Genomic DNA, 17,737 nt, shown 5'->3' on the forward strand with positions numbered 1-17,737 from the left:
GAGTAGTTATGGAAGAAATACAAGACAAGCTGGAAGTGTTTTCTCCGGCAACAGGTGAGAAGATTGCGGAAATAGTCCCAACGCCATTGAAGGCGATTCCTCATATATATAAGAAATCAAGACATGCGTTCCAAGCATGGTCGAATCTTCCCATCAAGGAACGGCTGCAGTATTTAAAACGGCTTCGTTTATTGATGGTTGAAAAAATGGATGAAATAGCTGAAGTCATTTCAAAAGATACAGGAAAAGTGAAAATTGAAGCACTGGTTGCTGATATCATGCCAACGATTGATGCAATCAAGCATATCGAGAAACATGCAGTGAAAACTCTTTCCGGACGAAAGGTCACCACTCCGCTCATGTTAATTGGAAAAAAATCTTATATCCATTATATGCCCCGTGGAACGGTTCTCGTCATTTCACCATGGAATTATCCGCTGCAGCTTTCCATGGTACCCATTCTTAATGCGCTAGCAGCGGGAAATGCAGTCATCGCCAAGCCCTCAGAGGTAACTCCTTTAGTTGGGGTGTGCATTGAAAAGTTGTTTCTTGAAGCTGGTTTCCCGGACGGAACTATACAGTTTGCCCATGGAGGAAAAGAATTGGGTGCGGCATTAACTGAGCAAAAGCCAGATTATATATTTTTTACTGGATCTGTAAGGACTGGGAAAATGATTGGTGAGGTCGCAGCTAGACAACTGATCCCAACGACTTTGGAGCTTGGCGGGAAGGATCCAATGATCGTTCTGCGTGATGCCAACCTGGAACGGGCTGTGAACGGGGCCCTTTGGGGGGCTTTTACAAATAGCGGGCAGGTGTGCATGAGTGTTGAAAGGGTTTATGTGGAACGTCCTGTTTATAAGGAATTCCTCATGCTTCTTAAAGAAAAAACGAAGTCCATGAGGCAGGGGGTGCATTCGCAGGATGATATCGGTTCAATGACTTTCCCCGCACAAGTTGATATTGTAGCTGGACAACTGGAGGATGCACTGAATAAGGGGGCCGTACTTGAAGCCGGAATACCTCCGAAAGAGTGGAAAACGGGACAGACCCATTTCATTCCGCCGACGATTCTGTCCAATGTCGATCATTCCATGAAAATCATGAAAGAAGAAACGTTCGGACCCGTATTGCCTGTTGTGCCTTTCGATACGGAGGAAGAAGTGATCGCCCTGGCAAATGAAAGTGAATATGGGCTCAATTCCAGCGTTTGGACGATGGATAGGGAAAAAGCAAGCAAAATTGCGTCTCGGTTAGTAACAGGAGCGGTGACCATCAATGATGTGCTGATAACGGTTGCTAATCATCATTTACCATTTGGCGGTGCCAAACAAAGCGGAGTTGGCCGGTATCATGGCGAGCATGGATTAAAGATTTTCTGCCATGAAAAAGCGATCATGATCGATAAAGGTAAAAACAATACAGAAATACAGTGGTATCCATATGAAGGGAAATACACGAGTTTTTTATCGCTGTTTCAGAATTACTTTTCTGCCAAACCGAACTGGATTCGTTTCGGCAAAGAATATTTGCGATTGATTAAATTATCCAAAGGGAACAGAAAATGAGATCCATTTATAAAAAAGATTGTTATTTTCATAACGAGCGCGTATACTATTAATATACTTAATAACTGATTTTCCTTTTCAAAGGGGAGTAGCGTTAGGGTTCGCCCTAAAACAAAGTCGTCATTACGTGAATGTTAAACATTCATCGGCTTTGTTGACATGATTTCATGTTCAGCAAGACCTTTGCCTATATGGCAGAGGTCTTTTTATTTTGCCAATGCCAGTAGGAAGGAAATACTAACTATTGGAGGTTGAATGCATGGAAGCATCAATATTATTGGAATATGGCTGGGTCCTTCTTATCTTGGTTGGATTAGAAGGGATACTTGCTGCGGATAATGCGGTCGTCATGGCTGTCATGGTTAAGCATTTGCCAAAAGAACAACAGCGAAAAGCCTTGTTTTATGGTCTGATGGGAGCTTTTGTTTTCCGCTTTGCAAGTTTATTCCTTATTTCCTTTCTTGTCGAGGTGTGGCAAGTTCAAGCAATCGGTGCGATTTATTTACTTTTCATTGCTTTTCAGCACATTTACAAAAAATACGCTGGTAAAGGTGAGAAGGAAATCACGAAACCTAAAAAGCAATCCGGCTTCTGGATGACTGTGGTAAAGGTTGAAGCGGCTGATATAGCTTTCGCAATCGATTCGATGTTGGCTGCCGTCGCACTGGCTGTTACACTTCCTGAAACAGGCTGGATGAAAGTCGGCGGTATTGACGGAGGGCAATTTGCTGTCATGTTCCTCGGCGGCATGATTGGATTAATCATTATGCGATTTGCAGCAAATGCGTTCGTGAAGTTGCTTCATAAGCGTCCTTCCCTAGAAACGGCTGCATTTTTGATAGTGGGTTGGGTAGGAGTGAAGTTGGCGGTACACACACTCGCACACCCTTCACTGGCTGTCATCGATCATCATTTCCCTGAATCAACTCTTTGGAAATCGATTTTCTGGGTTGTATTGATTGGAATTGCAGCAGGTGCATGGATCATTTCAAGCAAGAAAGAAAAAAAAGAAAAAGAAGAGAAAAAAATACAGGAAGCTTAAAAAAACAGGCGTGCTGGTCACGCCTAATTTGTAGACTAAAGGAGTTTTAACTAAAATTTCAAAACAAAGTTGATTGGAGTGGGTGTGCGAGACTCCTGCGGGAAAAGCGCGTCGAGGGGAGACCCCGCAGGCGCAATGCGCCGAGGAGGCTCCCGGACCGCCCGCGGAAAGCGAGTGCCTGGAGTGGAAATCGACGTTTGGGTTTTATAAACCTTTATAAAACTGAGATAAACAATTTTATCGAGTTTGTCTACAGTCTGCAGGCGTGCTGGTCACGCCTATTTTTTTTGCTTTTTCATGTATTTATGGAGATGACCCTCAAAAGCGCAGGGGTGTTTACGAATGATATGTTAAAAGATGTGAATATTAAATTCCGGTTATAAAAATGACAATTGTCCCATTGTATCGGACGAAAATCAGGAAAAAGATAACTTACTGTAATTGCACTGTAATAAACGAGAAAAAACTAAGTATTTTATCATGTTGATATATTATGTGATTTCATTTTTAATGCAAAAATAGTTCTTTTGGTACTGTCTTTTAGACTCCCTCCGCTTAAGATAAGTATGTTGATGCGTATTTTATGTTCAACAGGAGCGAGGTGAGCAAATGCTTGGATTGTTGTTTACAGCATTCAAAAAAAAGCGTTCTTTAGAAGAAACCGTATTGAAAATTCAACAAGGCGATATTAGCCTTCGTAATGATACCATAGAGTCATTCAAACCTTTTATTGCGAAAACAGTGTCATCGGTTTGCAAACGTTACATATACGAATCAGATGATGAATTCAGTATTGGATTGATTGCTTTTAACGAGGCAATCGATAAATATTCCCCGGAAAAAGGCCGTTCTTTATTGGCATTTGCCGAAACCCTCGTTAAACGAAGGGTTATAGATTATATAAGAAGCCAGTCCAAACAAAAAGAAGTCCTATTGGATTTATCACTGAATGATGATAATGAGCAAAGCCATATATATATCGATAATGAAAATTCCATCAATGAATACGAGAAGCAGAAGGAATCGGAAAGAAGAAAAGAAGAAATTCTGCTTTATATAAGCCATCTAGAGGATTTTGGTCTGTCATTTGAGGATTTAGTTGAAAACTCTCCCAAACATGCAGATGCCAGGAAGGGAGCTATTATGATCGCTAAATTGTTAATGGAAGATGACGAACTGAAAGAAATCCTGTTTGCAAAAAAGCGGCTGCCCGTAAAACAGCTTGAGGGAAAAGTGGAAGTAAGCAGAAAAACTATTGAACGGAACAGAAAGTACATCATTGCTGTGGCAATCATAATAAACGGAGATTTCTTGTATTTGAATGATTATATAAAAGGGGCTATCGATGGATGAAAAAAGGAGTTATTCTTTCAGTTAATAAGCGATTTGTAACCCTATTGACCCCCGAGGGTGAATTTCTGAAAACCAAAAGGCAGGAACGGGTATATGAAGTGGGTGAGGAAATCACTTTTGCACCTGCTAAACAAAAGTTCACTTTAGCCTTTTCCAATTTTCATTCATCTTTCAAAAAAACGGCCGTGCTAAGCATTGCCTCCACCTTCTTGATTCTGTTTTCGATTCTTCCTTCTTATTTCTCCGGTCCTGTGTCGGCATATATGACGATAGATGTGAATCCAAGCATTGAATTGGAGCTTGACGATGATTTAGAAGTTCTCAAACTTACCGGTTTAAATGAAGACGGCAAGCTTGTGATTGGTCAGCTGAAGGCCTGGAAAGGCAAGGATATGAAGACTGTTACAAACCGGATCGTTGAAACGACGAAGCAACTTGGTTATTTGAAAGGAAATAAACAAATTGTGGTTTCCACAACGTTATTGGAAAAAGATAAAGAACTGGATAAGAATTTAAAAGAAGAGATAAAAGAAATTTCTGAGAAGGATAATGTTTCTAACACAAAAATGAAAGTGATCCAGGCAACAAAAAGCGATCGGAAGCAAGCACGGGAAAAAGGCATATCCACTGGTAAGTATCTCGAAAAGAAGTTGAATGAAGATAAAGATAAGGTGAAAGTCAATAAGAGGGAGCCTGCTCCAGCACCAGATAAAAAAGTCGAGGAAAGGGTTGTTATTCCGAAAGAGAAGAGCGTAACGCTGAGTACGGAAAACAAATCGGATGGAGAAAAGAAAAAAGAGAATAATGAAATTGAAATAAAGCAAAAGCCGGCCAATGAAGCCAAACCGAATGAACGGAAAAACGCGGGTATGGAAGTTGCCAAAATTAAGGAACAAACTGAACAGAAAGATACAATTGAAAAACGGGATGCAATAAATGGATACAAGGAAAAAAGCAACGAGTCGAAAGGGAAATCCGATAGCGACTACAGCAACCAATCAAAGAACAAGCAGAAAAATGAAAAGAATGATAAAAAGTTCGATGTAAAAAAAGTTTCATCAGCCAAAGAAAATAATAATGACGATCATATAAAGCACGAAAATAAAAATAAACAAGCTAACCAAGTGAAGCAGGCTAAACGGGATAAGCAAAATAAGCAAAATAAACAAGATAAGCAAGATTGGGATAAGTCGAAAAGGGGTAAAGGCAATAATGGAAACGGAAATGGACATAATGATTAAAAAGAGTCCAGCATGCAGCTGGACTCTTAGCCATGGATATTTAATTGTGTTAGGAATTATTGACCTTTAAGTTGAGACTGTGCTTGTTGTACAAGACGTTTCGTAATTTCTCCGCCAACTGAACCATTGGCACGTGCTGAAGTATCGGATCCTAATTGTACACCGAATTCAGATGCAATTTCATATTTGATTTGTTCTAATGCTTGTTCGATTCCAGGAACAAGAAGATTGTTGCTGCTGTTAGCCATTTTTGAATCTCCCCTTTACTTTTTCAACGGCTTTTGCCGCTGTAATGATAGTATAAGTAGAATGTCGAGTTTTACTTATATGAGCAGCATCAAACTTATTGGTAAACCTGCCTTTTTGTTGTAAGTAAGTCAGTATTAAAAGAGAATGGAAAAAAGAATGAAAAAAGGGTAAACTAGATTTTTAATGGTTATGTGATTCACATAACTATATAGGAGTAAGAAAGGAAACTCTTTATGTTTGCTATCAAAAAAATATTATCAAAGTTAACACCAGCTCAGCTTATTGTCGGTTATTATTTTTTGGCCGTCACTATCTCGACCGTACTGTTGAGTTTGCCGGTTGCTCTGAAGCCAGGCGTGGAATTTAAATTCATGGATGCTTTATTCACAGCCGTAAGTGCAGTTAGTGTGACAGGTCTGACAGTTGTTAGTTTGCCCGAAGTGTATAATGAGGTAGGCTATTTCATTCTAATGTTCGTTCTCCAATTTGGCGGTATTGGCATCATGACACTCGGAACCTTTTTCTGGCTTATAGTGGGCAAGAAAATCGGTTTGAAGGAAAGGCAATTGATCATGACTGATCAAAACCAATCGAATCTTTCGGGCCTTGTTAAATTATTGATCCAAATCATTCAGATATTTGTCGTAATTGAAATGATTGGAGCTCTCGTATTAGGCATTTACTTTCTGAATTATTTTCCAGACTGGAAAGAGGCCTTCTTAAATGGCTTATTTTTAGCCGTAAGTGCCACCACGAATGCTGGTTTTGATATTACCGGTATATCGATGATTCCATTTAAAGACGATTATTTTGTACAGTTCATTACGATTATCCTGCTTACCCTTGGCGCCATTGGGTTTCCTGTCTTGATTGAGCTGAAAGAGTTTTTGTCCAATAGGGCCCGTACTTATAAGTTTCATTTTTCTTTGTTCACGAAGCTGACCTCAGTCACTTTCTTTTCCCTTATCATTGGGGGAACGATCCTGATTTACCTCCTAGAAATAAATGGATTCTTTAAAAATAAGAGCTGGCATGAATCGTTCTTCTACTCTTTATTTATGTCCTCCAATACGCGAAGCGGCGGGTTAGCAACCATGAATGTGAGTGACTTTTCGGAACCGACCCTTTTATTGATGAGCATATTGATGTTCATTGGAGCTTCCCCAAGTTCAGTCGGTGGAGGAATCCGGACAACTACACTGGCCATCATGATTTTATTTTTATGGAATTTCATGAGAGGAAGGCGTTCCATTAAAGTGTTCAAACGCGAGATTCATCCCGATGATATCCGAAAAGCGACGGCAGTTATGATCATGGGATCCCTCCTTTGCATAATGGCGGTCTTCATTTTATCAATTACCGAAAATTTTACTTTGATGCAAATCATTTTTGAGGTATGTTCGGCTTTCGGATCAGTCGGCCTCTCGATGGGAATCACGCCTGACCTCAGCAATACCGGTAAAATTGTCATTATGATCATTATGTTCATTGGCCGTGTCGGGATAACCTCCCTCCTGTATATCATAGGTCATAAAGAAGTTACGGAAAATTTCCATTATCCAAAAGAACGCGTCATCATTGGGTAAATGATTTTAGTTTAACAGTGACCTTTCCACCCGTGGAAAGGTTTTTTGTGTTGTTTGCAGGAATCTTTGATAAAATGTTGAAATTTACCTATAAGTGAGTTTTCCACCAATTCTATTTAAAAGTTATGCGAATTTGACCCCTTACTTGGAAATCAATCGGATGAAGTATAAATCATTTTGGTAAGGAGGTGGAAGAAGTGAAGAAATATACAGGAAGAATCATTGTCCCTACCCTTTTCTTCATATTGATACTGCCCTATATAGGGTGGCTGGGTCATGAAGAACGCAGGTTTTCCGCCTTTGCAGGAATATATTTAATCATAATCTTAACCATAGCCTGGTGTTTGGGTGCCATCTTTGATCATAAACGAAAAACGATTGCTTTATTGCAGGATAGCGAAGGGCGTTATCGCATTATCTCCAATTACTCCAAAGAACTGGTCAATAGCTTCAATGAGGTTATTTTCCAAACGGATAATAAAGGAAATTGGCTGTACTTAAACCCGGCATGGAAATCGATGAGTGGTGCAACCGTGAATGAATCCCTAGGGCTTCACTTTTCTAAACATATGGATAACAATTCTTATCAAGACGTATTAAAGGCCTTTGCGGACACCTTTCATCGGGGGAATAAATATTTTCGTGCGGACATCAAACTAAATGCGAAAAAGGGAACAAGTTGGGTTGAAGCATTCGTTAAACTAATTTATGATGACGCTGGGAAATTCATCGGGACGGCGGGCATATTATCGGAAATCAATGAACGTAAACATGCGGAGGAAAAGCTTGTGAGCTTAAACGAACATTTGGCAATCACATCAAGCAAATTATCAACGGCTGCCCAGCTTGCGGCAGGGATTGCACATGAGGTCAGGAACCCGATGACAGCGATAATGGGATTCGTGAAGTTGATTAAAGATGGCGGTGCCGAAAAGCAGGAGTACTATGATATTATTTTTTCGGAAATAAATCGAATTGAGCAAGTGCTGAATGAACTCTTGCTGCTATCGAAACCTGCTGAGGCGGTTTTTCTTGAGAAGGATTTAAAGGAAAGCTGCAACCATGTCGTGACGCTATTGGAGACAAACGCCGTACTGAACAATATTCAAATACATAAAAATTATGATTCGGAACCTATTTTTATGTATTTTGATGAAAACCAAATCAAGCAAGTACTAATAAACATGATAAAAAATTCCATAGAATCGATGCCGAATGGCGGGAATATTTTTGTGAGCATAAATGGGGAAAATGGGGAAGTTTTTTTGAGCATTTTGGACGAAGGGGAGGGTATTCCGGAAAACTCCCTGCAAAAAGTAGGAGAACCATTTTTTACTACAAAAACATCAGGAACGGGATTGGGTCTTTCCGTTTGTTTTAGAATCATCGAAAATCATGGCGGAAAAGTTTTCATCACAAGTGAACTGAAAAAAGGTACGAAAATCGTTTGTATATTTCCCACCGTCCAACAAAAGGAATATAGTGGGGACCAAAAGGTCCAGGTACAGGCCTTTGAATGATAAGAAAAAAATGATTTAATTGTTGAAAAAATCAGAATGTTGTGTATATACTTTAAAAGTAATAACATACTAACCGGTTAGTAAGTTAAAAGGAGGAATCAATTTGAACTTTGAACATACTCAAAAGGTGAAAAACTTGGAAAAGAAGTTAACGGAATTCATGGAAAAGCACGTATACCCAAATGAATCAATATACAAAAAGCAGCTCGAAGCACAGAAGAGCCGCTGGAGTGAAATACCCCCGATATTATCTGAATTGACGGCAAAAGCAAAGGAAGAAGGATTATGGAATTTATTTTTGCCTGATAGCGATTATGGCGCGGGTTTAACAAATCTAGAATATGCCCCGCTTTGTGAAATCATGGGAAGGTCGACGATAGGACCTGAAATCTTCAACTGTAATGCGCCGGACACTGGTAATATGGAAGTGTTGGTGAGATACGGTTCAGATGAACATAAGGAACGCTGGCTGAAGCCCTTGCTTGCTGGGGAAATCCGCTCATGCTTCTCGATGACCGAACCGGAAGTGGCGTCTTCCGATGCGACCAATATCGAATGCAGGATAGAAAAGACGGGTAATGAGTATGTCATAAACGGCCGAAAATGGTGGTCTTCAGGAGCAGGCGATCCCCGATGCAAGATTGCCATCGTCATGGGTAAGACAGATCCTGAGGCGTCCAAGCATGAACAACAGTCAATGATTCTTGTACCGCTGGATACACCGGGTGTCAAAATCGAGAGAATGCTCCCAGTGTTTGGTTATGATCATGCCCCGCATGGCCATGCTGAAATCACTTTTGAAAATGTGAGGGTCCCGGCAACGAATATTCTATGGGGTGAAGGTAAAGGATTTGCAATTGCCCAAGGACGACTCGGACCCGGAAGGATACATCATTGCATGAGGCTGATCGGCGCTGCTGAAAGAGCACTTGAAGAATTATGTAAGCGCATTCAATATCGTGTCGCTTTTGGTAAAACATTGGCGAGACAAGGTGTGATCATGGAGTGGGTTGCCGATTCACGGATTGAAATCGAACAAGCAAGACTTCTGACACTAAAAGCCGCTTATATGATGGATACTGTCGGGAACAAGGAAGCGAAGGCGGAGATTGCCATGATAAAAGTGGTGGCACCTAATATGGCATTGAAAGTGCTGGACAGGGCCATCCAAGGCTTTGGTGCTGCAGGGATTTCCGATGATTTCCCTTTTGCTGCACATTGGGCAAATGCACGGACATTAAGGCTTGCTGATGGTCCCGATGAAGTTCACCGCTCACAAGTTGCTAAAATAGAACTTCGTAAATACCAACAAAAGCATGAGGTGAAAATATGAAAGTTACCGACTTATTCGATCTGACTGGAAAGACGGCGATCATAACCGGCGGAGGGAGAGGATTGGGAGCACAAATAGCGACCGGCTTTGCCGAAGCTGGGGCAAATGTCGTTCTTTGTTCAAGGAAGAAGGAGGCATGCGACGAAGTTGCTTCGCAAATCGAAAAGCTTGGAGTCAAGGCACTTTCCTTCAAGTGTGATATCACCAATCCGTCAGATGTACAGGAGGTTGTTAACGAAACTTACCGTGAATTCGGTGCCATAGACATTTTAGTAAACAATAGCGGGGCATCCTGGGGGGCACCGGCCGTCGACATGCCCCTTGAAGCGTGGCAGAAGGTGATGAATGTCAATGTAACCGGAACCTTTATCATGAGCCAGACAGCAGGCAGGGTCATGATTGAGCAGGGACATGGGAAAATCATAAACATCGCTTCCGTCGCTGGATTAGGGGGGACAGACCCCAGGGTGCTCGATACGGTCGGATATAATACGAGTAAAGGGGCGGTCATTACTTTAACAAAGGATTTAGCTGTTAAATGGGGTCAGCATAATATCAATGTAAATGCAATCGCACCTGGATTCTTTCCGACAAAAATGACGAAAGGGGTTCTTGAGCAAGGGAAGAATCCTATCTTGGATTCCACGCCGCTAAAAAGATTTGGGAGTGATGATGATTTAAAAGGGGCAGCGGTTTTCCTGGCCTCGAAGGCATCTGATTTTGTGACTGGAAATATCTTGATTGTCGATGGGGGTTCACATGCTAAGTAATGAAAGGTAAGTAAATATGGCTGGAGGGTATGAAATGATGAATGAAAAAAAATGGCTGTCCGTTTATCCTGATTCAATTTCAAAGGAAATAAAAGTCCCTGAGTTTCCGATGCAAAGAATCCTTCAAAATGCATGTCAGTCCTATCCAAACAATACAGCTATTACTTTTTATGACCGAAAGATATCTTATCAGGAACTTTTTCATGCGTCGCAAGCCTTTGCTTCAGCCCTGCAAAAAAAAGGTGTTCAAAAAGGCGACCGTGTCGCCATCATGCTGCCTAACTGTCCGCAATACGTCATTGCGTATTATGGTTCGTTGACAACAGGAGCCATTATCACCCAAATCAACCCAATGCTGGTTGAAAGGGAGCTGCAGCATATTTTACAGGACTCCGGTGCAGAAACGATCGTGGTATTGGACGGATTATACCCGAAAGTGAAAAGTGTTCAGCAACATGCAAACCTGAAAAATATTATCGCCGTAAGCCTTCAGCCTTCGGAAGCAGATTTCCAGCCTGATGCTTCTTTTGACCAATTCATGAAGACAGGAGACGGGAAAATCAATCCAGTATCAATCGATCCGGAAAATGATATAGCTGTTCTTCAGTACACAGGTGGGACGACAGGCCGTTCAAAAGGGGCGATGCTGACTCACAGCAATATTCTGGCCAATGTCGTTCAATCGTATGAATTCTTCAAGCATGAATTAAAAATGGGCTCTGAAAGAACGCTGTCGGTCATCCCGCTTTTTCATGTTTTTGGAATGACATCCGCAATGAATTTATCCGTGTATATCGCGGGTGACTCGATCATGCTGCCACGATTTGAAATAGAAGAAGTGCTGGAAACGATAAAGCGTGAACAGCCGACCACTTTTCCTGGTGTACCTACCATGTATGTAGCGTTGACGAATCACCCGAAAGCAGAAGAATATGGAATGGGCTCAATTCAGGTCTGTAACAGCGGAAGTGCACCGATGCCTGTGGAACTGCTGCGTGAGTTCGAACGAAAATCAGGTGCAAAGATATTGGAAGGCTACGGTCTTACGGAAGCTTCGCCAACAACTCATTGTAACCCGGTATTTGCTAAAAGGAAGCCGGGGAGCGTCGGGATCGGAATCCCTTCGACTGAATATAAAGTGATGGACCTGGGAGACGGGACAAAAGAAGTGGCCACTGGCGAAATGGGGGAATTGGTCGTCAAAGGACCCCAAGTGATGAAAGGGTACTGGAATATGCCGGAGGAGACGGCGGTAACCCTTAGGGATGGTTGGCTTTATACGGGTGATATCGCCAAAGTTGATGAAGACGGGTATCTCTATATTGTCGACAGGAAAAAAGATTTGATCATCGCAAGTGGTTATAATATATATCCGCGAGATGTGGAGGAAGTGCTTTATGAACATCCTGCTGTCCAGGAAGCGGTTGTCATCGGCGTTCCGGATGCGTACCGAGGGGAGTCGGTAAAAGCGGTGCTTGTACTTAAAAATAATAAAACGGCAAATGAACTGGAAATCATCGATTATTGCCGTGCCAACCTATCGGCCTATAAAGTTCCGCATTTCGTTGAATTTCGTGAAGAGTTACCGAAAACAAATGTCGGAAAGATTTTAAGGCGGGCTTTAAGAGAAGAACTTTCTAGGAAATAAGAGGGCTTTGATAGTACGAAAGCGTATGATATCAATTCAGCTGAAATTTTAACAGATTGCGAGGGTGCTTACATGAAAGAAAAAATGACAGAACATAGCATACGCTTATTTGAAAAGAAGGGCTTTAGTGAAACGTCGATTTCTGACATCGTCGAATCGGTCGGGGTGACGAAGGGAACGTTTTATTATTACTTTACGAGCAAAGAGCAATTACTTATGGATATTCATCTCGCTTATATAGACGAGTTGCTTGGTGAGCAGGAAATGATCATTTCAGAACCTGGGAAAAGCTGTAAGGATAAGCTTTTCGATATGGTATATATGCTTTTAAAAAGCATCAAAACCAAAAAATCCAGCGCAACGGTCTTTTTCCGTGAAATGAAAAATCTAAGTGACGAAAAACTTGCACAAATCCTTCCTAAGCGGGATGAGTTCCGTAATAAAATCGAGCAAGTGCTGATTAGCGGCATCGAGAGCGGAGAACTGCGTTCCAATCTCGATGCATCCATCATCTCTTTTGCTATTTTGGGTGTAGCCAATTGGAGCTATCATTGGTTCGACCCAGAAGGTGAAAAAACCGAACAGGAAGTTGCATCCATTTTTATGGGGATGATTCTGCACGGAATTGAAGCGTGACCAGGACACATACTAACCAGTTAGTAGAAGGGAGATAGAAGGCATGGCCAACAAGCAAATTCAATCGATAACCGTAATTGGGGCCGGGCAGATGGGGCATCAAATTGCGATGCTTGCTGCACTTGGAGGTTACGAAACGATTCTTCAGGATGTTCAGGAAAACGCGTTGAATACAGCCAAAGAAAAATTGGACGTCATTTTGACTAAATGGGTTCAAAAGGGAAAATTGTCTGAAGATCGTAAATTGGCTGCTTTTAGCCGTCTTCAATATACTTCCGATCTTGAGAAAGCTGCGAGTGGAGCTGATCTGATCATTGAAGCGGTAGTTGAAAAACTTGATGTGAAACAGGAAGTCTTCGCTAAACTTGAAGAATTCGCCCCCGCGGAAACCATTTTTGCAACGAATAGTTCAACGATCGTCAATAGCCTGCTTGCGAGTGTGACGAATCGTCCGGATAAGTTTATTAATATGCATTTCTTTTTTCCGCCTCTAGTAATGGATTGCGTTGAGGTTGTCATGAGTGATCAAACATCGGAGGAAACAGCCAAGCTTGCGATGGAAGTGACAGAGAAAATGAATAGGACAGGAGTTTTGTTGAGGAAAGAGATATCGGGATTCGTAGCCAATCGAATTTTGGGAGCGTTACAGCGTGAGGCCTTATATTTGTATGAAGAAGGAATTGTGGATTATAAGGATATCGATTTAATTTGCAGGAAAGCTTTAGGCCATCCCATCGGCCCTTTTGAACTGATGGATCTATCAGGTATTGATGTAGGATATTTTGTCATGCAGCAGCGATACAATGAAACTGGAAATCCAGAAGACAAGCCAAATGCTTGTATAGCAGAAAAGGTGAATAAGGGACATTTAGGAAGGAAAACAGGAAAAGGCTGGTATGATTATCCAAATCAAGGAGTGAAGAATCGATGACAAAATTAATTAGAGTGGTTAAGGAAAATAAGCTTGCGGTCATCACCATCGATAATCCTCCATTAAACGTAATCAGTAAACAAGTATTCAGAGACTTGGGAGAAACATTCGATGAACTTTCAAAAGATAATGAAACTGTTGCGGTACTCATAACAGGTGCAGGCAATATCGCATTTGCGGCTGGGGCTGATATAAAAGAATTCCCTAGCATGATGGGGAACCCGAATATGAAGGAAATGGTAAAGGAAGGTCATGCCGTCCTAACCAAAATCGACCAGTTTCCTAAACCTACAATAGCTGTATTAAACGGCCTGACTTTGGGCGGCGGATGTGAACTGGCTCTGGCCTGTGATTTGCGAGTGGCTGAAACACAGGTTCAAATTGGTCTGCCGGAAGTGAAATTAGGCTTATTTCCTGGAGCTGGCGGTACACAGCGTTTGTCCAGACTTGTCGGAAACGCAAAGGCAAAAGAGATTATATTTACCGGTGATCCGCTAGGTGCCATAGAAGCGGAAAAGATCGGGCTTGTCAATAAAGTCGTCGAGCAAGGCTGCGGCTTATCGGAAGCAAAAATCTTGGCCTCACGAATGACAAGGCACTCACTTCAGGCACTTTCGAGAATCAAGAAGGCGATTAATGAAGGAAGTGAAGCCACGCTTGAACAAGGTCTGGAGATTGAAACGAATCTTTTTGAAGAAATCTTCCAAACTGAAGATGTTAAAGAAGGGGTTTCCGCTTTCTTGGATAAACGTAAACCTGCTTTTGTACATCGTTAATTCAAGGAGGGGTCTTATGCATGAATTGGAAGTCGACGTCCGTTTTTCCGAAACGGATGCTTTGGGCCACATCAATAACACAAGCTATTTCATTTACCTCGAAGAAGCACGCATGAAATTCTTTGAAGCTTTGGGCTTAGCGACGAATGTCGAGTCATGGAACTTTTTGTTAGCCTCCACTAAATGCGACTTTATTGCTCAGGGATATTTCAATCAACTCTTGACCATTCGTACATCTTTGACAAAGGTAGGTACGAAAAGCTGTGATATGGTACATGATATCCTCTGCTCACAAACTGGGGAAATCATTGCTAAGGGAAGTGCAGTTTTAGTTTGTTTTAATTTTTTGAATCAAAAAAGTGAACCTATTCCTGAAATGATTAAAGAAAAACTCATTTCACATCTTGTTCATAATTAGAATGAAGGAGTGGAAGAACATGGTTGACGATACGATTCCCGTTCGGCCCGGCGAGGAACTGAATATTGGTGCATTAGAAGGTTTCCTAAGAAAAAATATATTGGACCTTCCAAATGAACCGTTAGAATTGCAACAATTTTCAACGGGCTATTCCAATTTGACCTATCAGCTGAAAATGGGTGAGTGGGAGGCTGTTCTCAGAAGGCCTCCGCTTGGTCCTGTTGCTCCAAAGGCACATGATATGAAGCGTGAACATCATATCCTTTCCTCAATCAACCCATATTTTCAAGCGGCTCCCGAGCCTATTCTGTTCTCGGATGACGAATCGATTGCCGGGGCCCCTTTTTTCCTAATGGAAAGGAAACATGGAATTGTAATAGATACCGAATTTCCCAAGGAAATCGAGCCAACTGTCGAAAAGTGCCGACAGCTTTCTCATGTCATGGTCAATCGGCTTGCTGATCTGCACTCGATTCCCTATGAGAAAACTGGGTTGGTGGAAATCTCCAAACCTGAAGGGTTCATAGAAAGACAGGTGCGCGGATGGATTTCCCGCTATGAGAGAGCAAAAACTGATGAAATCAAGGAAATACGACCGCTTACCGATTATTTTCAACATAATATCCCGAAACATAGCCAGACTTCTATTATCCATTATGACTATAAGATCAATAATGCCATGTTTAACCAGGACCTTACAGAGATGGTTGGTTTATTTGATTGGGAAATGTCCACCGTTGGTGATCCGTTAGCCGATCTAGGAGTGGCTTTAAGCTACTGGACGGAAAGCGGTGATCCGGAACTTATCAAAATCGGTGTGGGTAAAGCGTCCGTCACGACTTTAACTGGTTTTCCGACACGAAGGGAATTTATCGAGATGTATGCAGCTAGAAGCGGCAGGGATGTTTCCAACGTCGATTTTTATTTAACATTCGGTTACTTTAAGTTGGCTGTCATTCTTCAGCAAATCTATTATCGATATAAAAAAGGCCAGACTAATGATCCCCGTTTTTCCAATCTCGGAAAAACGGTTAAAAGCTTACTCACTCATGCAGCAAATGTAGCTGCGAAGGAAGTTTAATACAATGGAATATATACAAAACATTCATTTGCTGCTAAAAAAAGAAGAGATAGATGGGAAAAAGCTTCAAGAAGGGGAGAAAGTCGCGGTCGTACTTGATGTGTTATTAGCAACCACTACGATTATTTCAGCACTTCATGAGGGAGCACGCCAGGTGATACCTGTCATGGATCCAGTGGATGCCTTGGTGAAAAGCCAGGAATTGGACCATGGGGATGTTGTAGTGGCAGGGGAACTAAAAGCTAAGCCGGTTGATGATTTAATGTACCCGAGTCCGACGCTATTGAGTAAGTTGGTACGCGACAAAACATTAATACTGTCCACGACTAATGGAACGGTTGCGTTGAGAAATTCAGCCGCTGCCCAAAAGGTTTATATCGCTTCTTTGTTGAATAATCCGTCGGTTGCGGAAAAAATAAAAAAACATCATAAAACAGAAACGATCATCATCGTTTGCTCGGGAAACTCAGGTGAATTCAGTCTGGAAGATTTTTACGGTGCAGGCCATTTGATAGATTGCCTGATTGCTGGATCGCAAGGCTCGTTCATCCTCAATGATGCAGCAAAGGCTGCCAATGCACTTTATCGCACGAATAGCGAAAATGCCTTTGATATCCTGAAATCATCGTATGTCGGACAGCTTTTTGACAAACATAGTTTGATCGCCGATTTGGAATTGGCGGCGCAAAAAGGTTCGTTGGATCTTGTGCCGGAGTTGGTGGATGGAAGGATCGAGGCTGAATTGAAAAGGCAGGAATCGTAGTTCAAAATCCAGATAAGGAGTGAAGGGGATGAGGTTTTCACAATCAATAGCGGTGGTGACAGGTGCAGGCTCCGGTATTGGGAAAGCTACAGCGATGCGCCTATCGGACGAAGGGGCAAAAGTGTTATTGGTAGGGCGGACGAAAGGAAAGCTGGAGGAAGCGGCTGCAGAAATCAATGCCAGGCATACGATTCCCGTGGCCGACATTTTCCCTGCAGATGTTACCGTCGAGGAGGATGTAAAAGAGCTGGCCATGTATGTAAAGGAACAATATCGTGACCTTCACATTTTAATCAATAACGCAGGTGGATCAAAGTCCTCGAAGCTTTTGGATACATCTGCAGCTGATTGGGATATGATTCAGCATGTCAATTTGAAAAGTGTCTTTCTTGTTTCCAAGTACTTGGGGAAAGTGATGGAAGAAGGAGCGGGCACTGGTAATGAAGGCTCCGCCAATCGGGCAATCGTGAATGTGGCTTCACTGTCAGGGCATCAGGCAGGGGCATTCATCCCGCATTACAGCTCTGCTAAAGCAGGTGTCATCAGTTTAACTAAATCATTGGCACTGGAACTCGCTGCAGTCGGCATTCGGGTCAATTCCGTATCACCTGGATTCATTGAAACTCCATTAACGGAGGGTGGATTGCAAAATGAAAAATTCGTAAAGTCCATTCAACGGAACACTGCACTGGAAAGAGTGGGGAAAGCGGAGGAAATAAGTAATGTCATTACCTTTGCTGCTTCCCCGGAGGCTTCCTATATGACTGGGACGGATTTATTGGTGGATGGCGGCTGGTTGATCAAATAGAAAAAGGGGATGGG

At 42.0% G+C, this 17,737-nt stretch carries 17 protein-coding genes; 16 read left to right on the forward strand and 1 reads right to left on the reverse strand.

Going from position 1 to position 17,737, the window contains the following annotated elements:
• Window positions 1-8: 8 nt before the first annotated feature.
• From ABOA58_RS07700 to ABOA58_RS07715, 4 genes are all read left to right on the forward strand, one after another.
• Complete coding sequence (locus ABOA58_RS07700; protein WP_350301859.1) at window positions 9-1,568, forward strand: aldehyde dehydrogenase family protein; 1,560 nt, start codon at window positions 9-11, stop codon at window positions 1,566-1,568.
• A gap of 259 nt (window positions 1,569-1,827) precedes the next feature.
• On the forward strand, window positions 1,828-2,610 hold the full coding sequence (locus ABOA58_RS07705) for a TerC family protein (protein WP_350301860.1): 783 nt from the start codon (window positions 1,828-1,830) through the stop codon (window positions 2,608-2,610).
• A gap of 609 nt (window positions 2,611-3,219) precedes the next feature.
• Complete coding sequence (gene sigI / locus ABOA58_RS07710) at window positions 3,220-3,963, forward strand: RNA polymerase sigma factor SigI (RefSeq protein ID WP_241590486.1); 744 nt, start codon at window positions 3,220-3,222, stop codon at window positions 3,961-3,963.
• Entirely contained in the window at window positions 3,960-5,204 is a 1,245-nt protein-coding gene (locus ABOA58_RS07715) for an anti-sigma factor domain-containing protein (protein WP_350301861.1), read from the forward strand. Before sigI ends, ABOA58_RS07715 begins: the two co-directional genes overlap by 4 nt.
• Window positions 5,205-5,260: 56 nt before the next feature.
• Here the strand turns inward: ABOA58_RS07715 and ABOA58_RS07720 are convergent, their stop codons facing one another.
• Window positions 5,261-5,452 (reverse strand): alpha/beta-type small acid-soluble spore protein, encoded by a 192-nt coding sequence (locus ABOA58_RS07720; protein ID WP_034314196.1) that lies wholly within the window; start codon window positions 5,450-5,452, stop codon window positions 5,261-5,263.
• Window positions 5,453-5,686: 234 nt separating this feature from the next.
• Between ABOA58_RS07720 and ABOA58_RS07725 the strand changes: the two genes are divergently transcribed.
• From ABOA58_RS07725 to ABOA58_RS07780, 12 genes are all read left to right on the forward strand, one after another.
• Window positions 5,687-7,039 (forward strand): TrkH family potassium uptake protein, encoded by a 1,353-nt coding sequence (locus tag ABOA58_RS07725; protein ID WP_350301862.1) that lies wholly within the window; start codon window positions 5,687-5,689, stop codon window positions 7,037-7,039.
• Between the two features lie 197 nt (window positions 7,040-7,236).
• The gene (locus ABOA58_RS07730) at window positions 7,237-8,559 is read left to right on the forward strand and encodes an ATP-binding protein (protein ID WP_350301863.1); all 1,323 of its coding nucleotides are present in this window, start codon (window positions 7,237-7,239) and stop codon (window positions 8,557-8,559) included.
• A gap of 103 nt (window positions 8,560-8,662) precedes the next feature.
• A complete protein-coding gene (locus ABOA58_RS07735) occupies window positions 8,663-9,892 on the forward strand; it encodes an acyl-CoA dehydrogenase family protein (protein ID WP_350301864.1) in 1,230 nt (409 codons plus the stop codon).
• Window positions 9,889-10,662, forward strand: a complete 774-nt coding sequence (locus ABOA58_RS07740) for an SDR family oxidoreductase (RefSeq protein WP_350301865.1) — start codon at window positions 9,889-9,891, stop codon at window positions 10,660-10,662. Before ABOA58_RS07735 ends, ABOA58_RS07740 begins: the two co-directional genes overlap by 4 nt.
• Window positions 10,663-10,699: 37 nt before the next feature.
• Complete coding sequence (locus ABOA58_RS07745; protein ID WP_350302820.1) at window positions 10,700-12,310, forward strand: long-chain-fatty-acid--CoA ligase; 1,611 nt, start codon at window positions 10,700-10,702, stop codon at window positions 12,308-12,310.
• A 72-nt stretch (window positions 12,311-12,382) separates the two neighbouring features.
• Entirely contained in the window at window positions 12,383-12,946 is a 564-nt protein-coding gene (locus ABOA58_RS07750) for a TetR/AcrR family transcriptional regulator (protein ID WP_350301866.1), read from the forward strand.
• Window positions 12,947-12,989: 43 nt separating this feature from the next.
• Complete coding sequence (locus ABOA58_RS07755; protein ID WP_350301867.1) at window positions 12,990-13,877, forward strand: 3-hydroxyacyl-CoA dehydrogenase family protein; 888 nt, start codon at window positions 12,990-12,992, stop codon at window positions 13,875-13,877.
• Window positions 13,874-14,653: an enoyl-CoA hydratase gene (locus ABOA58_RS07760; RefSeq protein ID WP_350301868.1), complete on the forward strand. Its 780-nt coding sequence runs from the start codon at window positions 13,874-13,876 to the stop codon at window positions 14,651-14,653. Before ABOA58_RS07755 ends, ABOA58_RS07760 begins: the two co-directional genes overlap by 4 nt.
• 16 nt (window positions 14,654-14,669) lie before the next feature.
• Window positions 14,670-15,071: an acyl-CoA thioesterase gene (locus ABOA58_RS07765; RefSeq protein ID WP_350301869.1), complete on the forward strand. Its 402-nt coding sequence runs from the start codon at window positions 14,670-14,672 to the stop codon at window positions 15,069-15,071.
• Between the two features lie 19 nt (window positions 15,072-15,090).
• Window positions 15,091-16,152: a phosphotransferase family protein gene (locus tag ABOA58_RS07770; protein ID WP_350301870.1), complete on the forward strand. Its 1,062-nt coding sequence runs from the start codon at window positions 15,091-15,093 to the stop codon at window positions 16,150-16,152.
• Between the two features lie 4 nt (window positions 16,153-16,156).
• Entirely contained in the window at window positions 16,157-16,915 is a 759-nt protein-coding gene (locus tag ABOA58_RS07775) for a 2-phosphosulfolactate phosphatase (protein ID WP_350301871.1), read from the forward strand.
• A 28-nt stretch (window positions 16,916-16,943) separates the two neighbouring features.
• A complete protein-coding gene (locus ABOA58_RS07780; RefSeq protein ID WP_350301872.1) occupies window positions 16,944-17,723 on the forward strand; it encodes an SDR family NAD(P)-dependent oxidoreductase in 780 nt (259 codons plus the stop codon).
• The last annotated feature ends 14 nt before the right edge of the window (window positions 17,724-17,737 follow it).

It is taken from the genome of Peribacillus frigoritolerans (genome assembly GCF_040250305.1).
GTDB lineage: Bacteria > Bacillota > Bacilli > Bacillales > DSM-1321 > Peribacillus.